Here is a 12,960-nt window from a genome sequence, read left to right on the forward strand (position 1 = left end):
GGATACAAGCTGAATCCCGAGTAGCCCGGAGCACGTGGAATTCCGGGTGAATCATCGAGGACCACCTCGAAAGGCTAAATACTCCTGTGTGACCGATAGTGAACCAGTACCGCGAGGGAACGGTGAAAAGAACCCCGGGAGGGGAGTGAAATAGAACATGAAACCATGAGCCTACAAGCAATCGAAGCCCGATTAAACGGGTGACGGTGTGCCTGTTGAAGAATGAGCCGGCGACTTATAGGGTGTGGCAGATTAAGCCGAAAATGGCGAAGTCACAGCGAAAGCGAGTCTGAAGAGGGCGAGAGTCACACTTTATAGACCCGAACCCGGGTGATCTAACCATGTCCAGGATGAAGCTTGGGTAACACCAAGTGGAGGTCCGAACCGACCGATGTTGAAAAATCGGCGGATGAGGTGTGGTTAGGGGTGAAATGCCAATCGAACCCGGAGCTAGCTGGTTCTCCCCGAAATGTGTTGAGGCGCAGCGGTCGTGATTATAGTCTGGGGGTAAAGCACTGGTTCGGTGCGGGCTGCGAGAGCGGTACCAAATCGAGCCAAACTCTGAATACCAGATGCACACACGGCCAGTGAGACGGTGGGGGATAAGCTTCATCGTCAAGAGGGAAACAGCCCAGACCACCAGCTAAGGTCCCCAAATCACGGTTGAGTGATAAAGGAGGTGGGAGTGCATAGACAACCAGGAGGTTTGCCTAGAAGCAGCCATCCTTAAAAGAGTGCGTAATAGCTCACTGGTCAAGCGCTCCTGCGCCGAAAATGAACGGGGCTAAACCGTGTACCGAAGCTGTGGGATTTGTATACAAATCGGTAGGGGAGCGTTCTGTAGTAGTGAGAAGCATTAGCGAAAGCAGGTGTGGACGAATCAGAAGTGAGAATGTCGGCTTGAGTAGCGCAAACATTGGTGAGAATCCAATGCCCTGAAATCCCAAGGGTTCCTCCGGAAGGCTCGTCCGCGGAGGGTTAGTCGGGACCTAAGGCGAGGCCAAATGGCGTAGTCGATGGACAACGGGTTAACATTCCCGTACCGATAGTGGATTGTGGCGGGGGACGGAGAAGGCTAACACAGCCAGAGGTTGGTTACTGGTTCAAGCGTCCGAGGCGATGAGGAGCGGTGAAAACGTTCCGAGTTGAGGCGTGAGTACGAGGAGATACGTCTCCGAAGTGTGTGATGTCACGCTTCCAAGAAAAGCTCTAAACACGTTAACTGCATATTGCCCGTACCCTAAACCGACACAGGTGGGATGGTTGAGAATACTCAGGGGCGCGAGATAACTCTCTCTAAGGAACTCGGCAAAATGGCCCCGTAACTTCGGAAGAAGGGGTGCCACCGAGAGGTGGTCGCAGTGAAGAGTCCCAGGCGACTGTTTACCAAAAACACAGGTCTCCGCTAAGTCGCAAGACGATGTATGGGGGCTGACGCCTGCCCAGTGCCGGAAGGTTAAGGAAGTCGGTCAGCGCAAGCGAAGCTGGCGACCGAAGCCCCGGTGAACGGCGGCCGTAACTATAACGGTCCTAAGGTAGCGAAATTCCTTGTCGGGTAAGTTCCGACCCGCACGAAAGGCGTAACGATCTGGGAGCTGTCTCGGAGAGAGGCTCGGCGAAATAGGATTGTCTGTGAAGATACGGACTACCTGCACCTGGACAGAAAGACCCTATGAAGCTTTACTGTAGCCTGGTATTGGGTTCGGGCTTTGACTGCGCAGGATAGGTGGGAGACTGTGAAGCAATCCTTGTGGGGGTTGCTGAGTCAACGGTGAGATACCACTCTGTCAGAGCTAGAATTCTAACTGAATGCCGTTATCCGGCTTTGGGACCGTATCAGGTGGGCAGTTTGACTGGGGCGGTCGCCTCCTAAAAGGTAACGGAGGCGCGCAAAGGTTCTCTCAGGCTGGTTGGAAATCAGCCGTAGAGTGTAAAGGCAGAAGAGAGCTTGACTGCGAGAGCTACAACTCGAGCAGGGTGGAAACACGGCCTTAGTGATCCGACGGCGCTGAGTGGAAGGGCCGTCGCTCAACGGATAAAAGTTACTCTAGGGATAACAGGCTGATCTCCCCCAAGAGTTCACATCGACGGGGAGGTTTGGCACCTCGATGTCGGCTCATCGCAACCTGGGGCGGTAGTACGTCCCAAGGGTTGGGCTGTTCGCCCATTAAAGCGGTACGTGAGCTGGGTTCAGAACGTCGTGAGACAGTTCGGTCCATATCCGGTGCAGGCGCAAGAGTATTGAGAGGATTCTTCCTTAGTACGAGAGGACCGGGAAGAACGCACCGCTGGTGTACCTGTTATCGTGCCAACGGTAGACGCAGGGTAGCCAAGTGCGGAGTGGATAACCGCTGAAAGCATCTAAGTGGGAAGCCCACCTCAAGATGAGTACTCTCATGGCAAAAGCCAGTAAGGTCACCCGCAGAACACGGGTTAATAGGCTCTAGATGGAAGTGCAGTGATGTATGAAGTCGAGGAGTACTAACAGACCGAGGGCTTGACCTCTGTTTCGTGTCTTGAATTTAAGTGTGTGTCTAGACGATTTTCTATGCAGCCTTCTGGGTTCCCTCTTTTAGCGGGGTCTTCTGGAAAGAAGATTTCTCGCGTGGAAGAGAGTCTAGACAGCCCAATGAGTTTCCTGGTGCCTATGGCGGTGTGGAACCACGCTCATCCATCCCGAACTGAGTTGTGAAACGCACCTGCGGCGAAGATAGTTGGTGGGTAGCTGCCTGCAAAAATAGCTCGGTGCCAGGGCGATAATACAACCCCCCTCGGATGTAATCACCCGAGGGGGTGTTTGTTTAAATTACCCTGTTATAGCCCTACGCAGTCACGTTAGGGCATTCTCTAAAAGCAGCATCAACACAATCGCGAAAGTTATCAAACTCATCCCAGCGTTGCCGCATCCAATTCTTCAGCACAAACCACCAATGCTCAATCTCGTTCAAGTCTGGGGAATAAGGGGGTAAATACCAAATCTCACACCCTGCTTGAGCCACGATCTCTTCAATGGTTTGAGAATGATGGAAACTGGCATTGTCAATCACAATCACATCTCCCGCTCGCAGTTGGGGGACTAAGCACTCCTCCAACCCCCTCTCCACTAAATCCCGGTTGCACGAGCCAGCAAAGGTCATTGGCGCAAAGAGGCTGTTCTCTCGTAAGGCCGCAATCCAACTGACTCGTTCGGTGCGTTTTCCTGATTTAAGCCCATAGAAGCGGTCTCCAACCTCGCAGTAGCCGTAGGGATACACGTCTCGATGATCAATGCCTGCTTCATCGACATAGACAACCTGATGCGGCAGCTTACTCCTCAAGCGCTCTTGAAACTCCTGTCGCTTCAGGTCGTCTCGTTCCCGATAGCCATAGGTCTTTTTTTTCGACTAAACCCAATCTTTCGCAAGGCTCGACTGATGTCCTGCTGTGTCACATTATCCCCCCACAGGGTTGCCAGTCTCGCTTGGGTCTGATCCCCATGCTGCTTGACAAACTCACGAAAGCGCGACCAGTCGGTAATCTTATGCCGATTTCCTCGCTGAAACCCAGTCATCGCTCGGCAATCTCCCGTTTCTTTTTCCCGTTTCAACCACAGGTCTAAGGTATTGCGACTGATGTTGAACATTCGACAGACATCAACTTTGCGGTGACCTTGTTTCACGGCTTCAATCGCTTTGCAACGCAAGTCGTAGCTGTAGGGGGCGGGCATAGGTGTTCCTAAACTCTCCTGATGGCTCTATGATAACGTCCTAACCCAAATACGTAGTGCTATAGAGTGCTCAATGCCTTACGGCATCAGAGGTTTGGCACGCATCCACCACATCCGTCTCTTCGATCGAGACAATGTGCTCAACGCCTTACGGCATCAGAGGTTTGGCACCACTTTCCCGACGCACTCCGTTACGCTTGGTACTCGCAGTGCTCAACGCCTTACGGCATCAGAGGTTTGGCACTTCACTACTGGCACAGTGACAGTGGTCGATTGGCAGTGCTCAACGCCTTACGGCATCAGAGGTTTGGCACAGGGCTGCAACGGTAAAGATAATCGCCCCCGGATGTGCTCAACGCCTTACGGCATCAGAGGTTTGGCACCACCACAACTATGAGGCTCATGGAATCTTTAATCAGTGCTCAACGCCTTACGGCATCAGAGGTTTGGCACGTAGTTAACGGAGTTCGCAAACGCAGCCTTGTGCTAGTGCTCAACGCCTTACGGCATCAGAGGTTTGGCACAAGTTCTCGCCCATTCCGCATCATGCCTGGGGCGCAGTGCTCAACGCCTTACGGCATCAGAGGTTTGGCACCGGTTAGATGGAGCAAAATGAGTTCAAACTCAATTGAGTGCTCAACGCCTTACGGCATCAGAGGTTTGGCACACTCTGGAGGAACGCGCCAAAGAGCAGGTTCTCTCCAGTGCTCAACGCCTTACGGCATCAGAGGTTTGGCACCCAACCTATCAATAAAAGGATCGTTGTTTGCGCCAAGTGCTCAACGCCTTACGGCATCAGAGGTTTGGCACCTATCGACCCGTTTGGATTGGCAAACCTACTGGCTGTGCTCAACGCCTTACGGCATCAGAGGTTTGGCACGTAACCTTTTCTGGGGCAAAGTAATCGTGGCAATACGTGCTCAACGCCTTACGGCATCAGAGGTTTGGCACCCGCTGTCCCCGCCCAGGATGGAATGCCCAAATCTTTCACGTGCTCAACGCCTTACGGCATCAGAGGTTTGGCACAGTAGAAGCCCCCAGCGTAGTCGTCGGATATATTGTGCTCAACGCCTTACGGCATCAGAGGTTTGGCACGAGTCGGAACTGAGCGCTGACTTCCTCGAACGCTGTACGTGCTCAACGCCTTACGGCATCAGAGGTTTGGCACGCACCTGCACCTGAGAATCGAGTAACACGGATCCAGTGTGCTCAACGCCTTACGGCATCAGAGGTTTGGCACTTCAGCGGTTCGTTTCCCAAGTCAGTCGGTGCCAAGTGCTCAACGCCTTACGGCATCAGAGGTTTGGCACCCACTTGCGTGCTTGCAAGTAGTCGGGTTCAGATAGCCGGTGCTCAACGCCTTACGGCATCAGAGGTTTGGCACCGACTCTCTCTTTGTACGTCGATACATTGATGCTCGTGCTCAACGCCTTACGGCATCAGAGGTTTGGCACTTCGCCCTTGGTCGCCTGATAGTCCTCATACCAGTCCTCGTGCTCAACGCCTTACGGCATCAGAGGTTTGGCACTTGGCAGCGTCTTCAATCTCAGCAAGCACCAAGCGTCCCAAGTGCTCAACGCCTTACGGCATCAGAGGTTTGGCACGGACGCAGACGGTGGAATGGTCGCTGCTGGTGACTTGTGCTCAACGCCTTACGGCATCAGAGGTTTGGCACGCCAGTTTGGGTTGAGTGGTGGTGGTGGTGAGAGCGTACTCAACGCCTTACGGCATCAGAGGTTTGGCACATCATCATATCGGGTACCTCAATCACTACACTCTCACGTGCTCAACGCCTTACGGCATCAGAGGTTTGGCACAAAGATTGATTCCACCTAGATAGCCCAGTACCAATGTGCTCAACGCCTTACGGCATCAGAGGTTTGGCACCCCAGTAATCGCAATCTCCAGGATTCCAGATAGCGGTGCTCCACGCCTTACGGCATCAGAGGTTTGGCACCCAACCTGTAGGTGCATTCTTCGGTAGTATTCACAGTGCTCCACGCCTTACGGCATCAGAGGTTTGGCACTCCGTATCACCCCAAGACGGTTCGCTGGAGTCGCAGTGCTCAACGCCTTACGGCATCAGAGGTTTGGCACGATTCGGGGATTGAAGGGAGCTGAACAGGAAGTGGGTGCTCAACGCCTTACGGCATCAGAGGTTTGGCACAGCACCGTGATCTCTGCGGGGATTTCGGTGAATACGTGCTCAACGCCTTACGGCATCAGAGGTTTGGCACCGTTGAAGGGCGTCGACAATTACGGTGATCGCGGGTGCTCAACGCCTTACGGCATCAGAGGTTTGGCACTGGAGAAGCTGGTGTTGCGATCGCCGGAACCGCCGGTGCTCAACGCCTTACGGCATCAGAGGTTTGGCACACAGATACAGATACAGAAACAGAAACAGATCCAGAAGGTGCTCAACGCCTTACGGCATCAGAGGTTTGGCACCGATCCGAGATCGCACGAGATAGGGTCGCACTTCCGGTGCTCAACGCCTTACGGCATCAGAGGTTTGGCACTACTAAGTTAGATAGGGTAAATAAGTCCTTATTAAGTGCTCAACGCCTTACGGCATCAGAGGTTTGGCACCCCTGTCTTTAATTCGATCGATGACGAGTTTTTGTAGTGCTCAACGCCTTACGGCATCAGAGGTTTGGCACCTTGAGCAACGGCTAAATAGGCGAATCACGACTAGAAGTGCTCAACGCCTTACGGCATCAGAGGTTTGGCACAAGGCGATCGCCCAACGCAAAGGAGTGGCGATCGCGTGCTCAACGCCTTACGGCATCAGAGGTTTGGCACCCGCTACAACTATCAGTGCGGAATGCATATCCATGTGACCAGGAAGTGCTCAACGCCTTACGGCATCAGAGGTTTGGCACTGACACAAATAAACCCTCCAGCGCAAAAGACTCGGTGGTGCTCAACGCCTTACGGCATCAGAGGTTTGGCACTTCTCTTCTTCAGCATGATTTAAATGCTGAATAGTTCGTGCTCAACGCCTTACGGCATCAGAGGTTTGGCACATGTGAGCAACCGGCAGATAACCGTGCATCCGGTTGGGTGCTCAACGCCTTACGGCATCAGAGGTTTGGCACCCGTGATTTGCGCGGCTGCCGAATGCGCCGCTTGCGCGTGCTCAACGCCTTACGGCATCAGAGGTTTGGCACTAAACCAACTTGACGATCTTCAGCAGGATCAAGATAGTGCTCAACGCCTTACGGCATCAGAGGTTTGGCACACCTGGCAAAGAACTCAGCCGGGTGGATTGCGTTTTCGCCGTGCTCAACGCCTTACGGCATCAGAGGTTTGGCACGCTGCCCTCTAAAAAGAACTCCCCCACTTGGTCAGGCAGTGCTCAACGCCTTACGGCATCAGAGGTTTGGCACAAGCTTTGCAGTACCAAACCCAAAAATTGTCAAACTGTGCTCAACGCCTTACGGCATCAGAGGTTTGGCACTTCTAGTCGTGATTCGCCTATTTAGCCGTTGCTCAAGAGTGCTCAACGCCTTACGGCATCAGAGGTTTGGCACGGGGCGATCGCCCCTAGTATCGTCTCAATTTACGAGTGCTCAACGCCTTACGGCATCAGAGGTTTGGCACGTTTTCGCCCACAACAGCGAAAGCGCACGAACAGTAGTGCTCAACGCCTTACGGCATCAGAGGTTTGGCACTTGTAAAATACCTTCATTAATATAAAGTTTGACTGTTTGTGCTCAACGCCTTACGGCATCAGAGGTTTGGCACTCCTGTTTGTCAGCGTCCTTTTGCTGAACGTGCTGCGTGCTCAACGCCTTACGGCATCAGAGGTTTGGCACCGTCTAAAAGAGTGGTTGGACGTGCGGGGGGAAACTTGTGCTCAACGCCTTACGGCATCAGAGGTTTGGCACCCCGCGCTTTTTCTATTCCTAGTTTGAGATGGAGCGTGCTCAACGCCTTACGGCATCAGAGGTTTGGCACATCGTCACGAAATTCGACAAGAGCGCATAATCCGTACGTGCTCAACGCCTTACGGCATCAGAGGTTTGGCACGAGTACTTCCTATCTTTAGGAAGTAAGAATGGATTGTGCTCAACGCCTTACGGCATCAGAGGTTTGGCACTACAGAATCCCGGAGCCATGCGCCGCGTCGCCATCGTGCTCAACGCCTTACGGCATCAGAGGTTTGGCACTCGGGTGTCGGCGCCAACAGCGCGGTTTGTGGCGACGTGCTCAACGCCTTACGGCATCAGAGGTTTGGCACCGCCCTACGGTTACCAGCCTAGGCGGTTCATTCTTGTGCTCAACGCCTTACGGCATCAGAGGTTTGGCACGGGCGAGCTTGCTCCGTAGAGCTGTTCGTCAGTAAATTCGGGGTGCTCAACGCCTTACGGCATCAGAGGTTTGGCACCCGTACTTTAGATAGACATACAGTTCAATAGGGGAAGTGCTCAACGCCTTACGGCATCAGAGGTTTGGCACTAGATAATCTATTAATTCTTTTTTTAAGTTTTTCAAGTGCTCAACGCCTTACGGCATCAGAGGTTTGGCACCTGATGATGACGTGCTTTACCAGGTTGATCTAGAAGCAGTGCTCAACGCCTTACGGCATCAGAGGTTTGGCACTAGGTTTCAGCCAAGGCAGCGGAATAGGTGCGCGAATGTGCTCAACGCCTTACGGCATCAGAGGTTTGGCACTCGAGAAAGAAAACGTGACGGCAAACGCGAGTTATGTGCTCAACGCCTTACGGCATCAGAGGTTTGGCACAGCGCGGGCTGTGTTTAAGTTAACTACCCATTCTTGTGCTCAACGCCTTACGGCATCAGAGGTTTGGCACCGCTAGTGCTGCCAACCTTTCGCCGCGACGATTCGTGCTCAACGCCTTACGGCATCAGAGGTTTGGCACGAGCTTGATCTGAAGTTTCCCCCCGCACGTCCAACGTGCTCAACGCCTTACGGCATCAGAGGTTTGGCACAAACGACCCGCAGAAAAGCTTAATGCAGATCCTGCAAGGTGCTCAACGCCTTACGGCATCAGAGGTTTGGCACTTGGTCTCAGGAACAACCGCAGAAGGACTGACAGGAAGTGCTCAACGCCTTACGGCATCAGAGGTTTGGCACGACCCGGTTGGATTTTGTAGTCGAAAGCGTGTATAGTGTGCTCAACGCCTTACGGCATCAGAGGTTTGGCACCGAAGGCGAGTTGCTCCTCTAGCAGGCTCTGAACGTGCTCAACGCCTTACGGCATCAGAGGTTTGGCACGGCAAACCAAATCAACATCCTGACTGCTCCGGTCAGTGCTCAACGCCTTACGGCATCAGAGGTTTGGCACTGGCAAACACAAACTACGATATTTTTCTATTCAATAAGTGCTCAACGCCTTACGGCATCAGAGGTTTGGCACCGGTTTGTGCAGGTGATTTGTACAGGGCGATCGCCGTGCTCAACGCCTTACGGCATCAGAGGTTTGGCACTTTAGCAGCGGCTTGCGTTTCCTTGGATGCGCGTTGCGTGCTCAACGCCTTACGGCATCAGAGGTTTGGCACTGACAGCCGAACCCAGTCGACAAAGGATTCGCCTTCTATGTGCTCAACGCCTTACGGCATCAGAGGTTTGGCACCGCCTGTGCGAACGCGCTGCTGTTGATCGATGACGGGTGCTCAACGCCTTACGGCATCAGAGGTTTGGCACGCGAGCTATTCTCAAGGCTTCTGAAAGCCTGCCTATGTGCTCAACGCCTTACGGCATCAGAGGTTTGGCACCCTAACCCGTAGGGCGGATCAGCTCGTCCCATCCGGCAGTGCTCAACGCCTTACGGCATCAGAGGTTTGGCACCGTCTAGACCACGCGGCACGTTGAGCGATCGCCCTGCCTCCCAGTGCTCAACGCCTTACGGCATCAGAGGTTTGGCACAGGCGCGGTTTGACGCCTGTGGACAAAGTGCCGCGAGTGCTCAACGCCTTACGGCATCAGAGGTTTGGCACCTGCAATGGTGGCGGCGACCGCTGCTGCTGCTGGACAAGTGCTCAACGCCTTACGGCATCAGAGGTTTGGCACTGTCGCCAGGTCGATTGTGTAGTCTGTCGTGGGGGGTGCTCAACGCCTTACGGCATCAGAGGTTTGGCACCTCTTAGGTAATCTTTCAACCAAGGTAACTGTTCCTGTGCTCAACGCCTTACGGCATCAGAGGTTTGGCACGCGACCCCGACAATTTAGCTTTTGCCTGGACGCCGAGTGCTCAACGCCTTACGGCATCAGAGGTTTGGCACATCGCCAAATCGTTCTTGCCGTTCTTGCTCATGTGTGCTCAACGCCTTACGGCATCAGAGGTTTGGCACTCAACCAAGGGAGTTGCTCCTCATAATTTAATCTTGCGTGCTCAACGCCTTACGGCATCAGAGGTTTGGCACAGCAGTCCAAACTGGCGCATTGCGCCGCCCGCCCGACCGTGCTCAACGCCTTACGGCATCAGAGGTTTGGCACATCCCTTCAAGGACGTCAGGCTGCAAGTGCGTGGCAAGTGCTCAACGCCTTACGGCATCAGAGGTTTGGCACCCTGGATCTACAGTCCTTTCCAGACCAAGCGAGAAAAAGTGCTCAACGCCTTACGGCATCAGAGGTTTGGCACATTAAGAACTGGGACAAGCGTCAATTCTCTTCTGATTGTGCTCAACGCCTTACGGCATCAGAGGTTTGGCACCAACCGTCGTCGATATCGACGGCCAAAACTTCGGGTGCTCAACGCCTTACGGCATCAGAGGTTTGGCACGCTCCGCTTTGGAAAATGAAATATGGAATTTTTTGTAGTGCTCAACGCCTTACGGCATCAGAGGTTTGGCACTTTAGGGTCTAAATCGGCTCTAAGAGAGCCTTTTTTTTGTGCTCAACGCCTTACGGCATCAGAGGTTTGGCACGCTGCTTTCCATTCAACGCACTCCCAGTCGTCAGGGTGCTCAACGCCTTACGGCATCAGAGGTTTGGCACCACTGAGCCCATCCCTCAGGGATTACAGCGTTGCTGTGCTCAACGCCTTACGGCATCAGAGGTTTGGCACGTCCCTGCCACTTTTTGCAGTTGAATCTTGTCTTTGTGCTCAACGCCTTACGGCATCAGAGGTTTGGCACCGCAAACAGCTCAAACTGCCAAGCGGAGCTGTGGTCTAGTGCTCAACGCCTTACGGCATCAGAGGTTTGGCACTCTTTTTGCGAGGCTTGCGAGGCTTGCTGTTTCCAGTGTGCTCAACGCCTTACGGCATCAGAGGTTTGGCACCCAACTATTTGAACGACGAAAAAAACAACCCAACCGGTGCTCAACGCCTTACGGCATCAGAGGTTTGGCACAACCGTCGCCTCCAGTTGCAGCGTCCGACCAGCTTGTGCTCAACGCCTTACGGCATCAGAGGTTTGGCACTCGTGACGAAACTCGGAATAAAATCGGAACCATTTGTGCTCAACGCCTTACGGCATCAGAGGTTTGGCACCCAGTGCCGCCAGGTCAATTCGTCCGCGCACGGGCAGTGCTCAACGCCTTACGGCATCAGAGGTTTGGCACTCTCGCAAACACTTAATTTCCTTCAAATGCTATCAGTGCTCAACGCCTTACGGCATCAGAGGTTTGGCACCGACTCTGGCCGCGAATTATCAGCTTTGACAGGAGTGCTCAACGCCTTACGGCATCAGAGGTTTGGCACATTGCGCCGACCTTGACCAGCGCTCCCGCCAACCCGTGCTCAACGCCTTACGGCATCAGAGGTTTGGCACTCTCCTCCCTCCGGCTACCTTGCTGGCGGGACGGTGTGCTCAACGCCTTACGGCATCAGAGGTTTGGCACGCCCCACCCGGCGAGGGAGCTCCCTCGCTCTCCAAAGGGTGCTCAACGCCTTACGGCATCAGAGGTTTGGCACCTTTTATTTCGATCGCCTTGCCAGGAGTAATACAAGCAAGTGCTCAACGCCTTACGGCATCAGAGGTTTGGCACTTTTGAGCGAGGCATTTCAGCAGCAGCAATAAAAGGTGCTCAACGCCTTACGGCATCAGAGGTTTGGCACTCACGACGCTGCAGCAGTTCGCGGATTTCGTCGGTCTTGTGCTCAACGCCTTACGGCATCAGAGGTTTGGCACCGCACCACTAACCCAGGAAGCTTGTCGCTATACTCGTGCTCAACGCCTTACGGCATCAGAGGTTTGGCACCTCTTCGGTCAAAGATTTCTCGAAGGTGTGCCGGCTGTGCTCAACGCCTTACGGCATCAGAGGTTTGGCACTCCAACTTTTCGTATCCTGGCTTAGCCAGCCAGCCAAGTGCTCAACGCCTTACGGCATCAGAGGTTTGGCACAGGCTCCCGCAGAGCAGCCCGTGCTGCGCTTAAAGTGCTCAACGCCTTACGGCATCAGAGGTTTGGCACCATGAAAAAATCACCGCTTTTAGCAACGCTGTTGTTGTGCTCAACGCCTTACGGCATCAGAGGTTTGGCACCCAAGCCACGGGAAAAAGCCCGCGACGAAGCCAGCCAAGTGCTCAACGCCTTACGGCATCAGAGGTTTGGCACCGTCAGCATGATCTAATGGAAGATGCGTTCTACCAGTGCTCAACGCCTTACGGCATCAGAGGTTTGGCACCCGTAATGTCTTTGCCTTCGTAGGTAAGCGAAAAGTGCTCAACGCCTTACGGCATCAGAGGTTTGGCACCCAACAGCGCAACAGAGGGAAGTGACTACCACAAAGTGCTCAACGCCTTACGGCATCAGAGGTTTGGCACTTGCCAAGCGGTACGGCTGGACTGATGGACTGCCTGAGTGCTCAACGCCTTACGGCATCAGAGGTTTGGCACATCGAGTCCGTTTGCCGCAACGATTCGACAGACTGCGTGTGCTCAACGCCTTACGGCATCAGAGGTTTGGCACGGGCGGCCTTTTGCCGCAAGCGATCGCCCGTCTAAGTGCTCAACGCCTTACGGCATCAGAGGTTTGGCACGTTGATCCCCAGTTCAGCCGCCCGCGCCTGAATTTGTGCTCAACGCCTTACGGCATCAGAGGTTTGGCACATAAAGACTTATTTTACCTATCTAACTTAGTATGAGTGCTCAACGCCTTACGGCATCAGAGGTTTGGCACGATGCGTCTGGCGCCTTCCTCGACCTAATGAAGCGGTGCTCAACGCCTTACGGCATCAGAGGTTTGGCACCGGAGTGGGTGCAGTTGTCGTCAACATAGGGAAATCGGTGCTCAACGCCTTACGGCATCAGAGGTTTGGCACTTCCTCATAATTTAATTTGGTC

At 53.8% G+C, this 12,960-nt stretch carries 1 protein-coding gene, 2 rRNA genes and 1 CRISPR repeat array (2 of these 4 only partly in view); of the genes, 2 read left to right on the forward strand and 1 reads right to left on the reverse strand.

From position 1 onward, the window contains the following. Positions 1 to 2,505, forward strand: a 23S ribosomal RNA gene (locus JTM80_RS10485); it begins 372 nt to the left of the window's first position. Positions 2,506 to 2,637: 132 nt separating this feature from the next. Further along, a 5S ribosomal RNA gene (gene rrf / locus JTM80_RS10490) occupies positions 2,638 to 2,754 on the forward strand. A 68-nt stretch (positions 2,755 to 2,822) separates the two neighbouring features. Here the strand turns inward: rrf and JTM80_RS10495 are convergent. Next, positions 2,823 to 3,706 (reverse strand): IS630 family transposase gene (locus JTM80_RS10495; RefSeq protein ID WP_205370190.1). Its coding sequence is split into 2 segments (ribosomal slippage): positions 2,823 to 3,377 and positions 3,380 to 3,706, totalling 882 coding nucleotides; the frame shifts between segments, so codons are not numbered across the junction. A gap of 66 nt (positions 3,707 to 3,772) precedes the next feature. Then, a CRISPR array of direct repeats spans positions 3,773 to 12,960; the repeat unit is 35 nt; unit sequence GTGCTCAACGCCTTACGGCATCAGAGGTTTGGCAC (it continues 12,999 nt past the right edge of the window).

Source organism: Thermoleptolyngbya sp. PKUAC-SCTB121, assembly GCF_016919485.1.
GTDB lineage: Bacteria > Cyanobacteriota > Cyanobacteriia > Elainellales > Elainellaceae > Thermoleptolyngbya > Thermoleptolyngbya sichuanensis.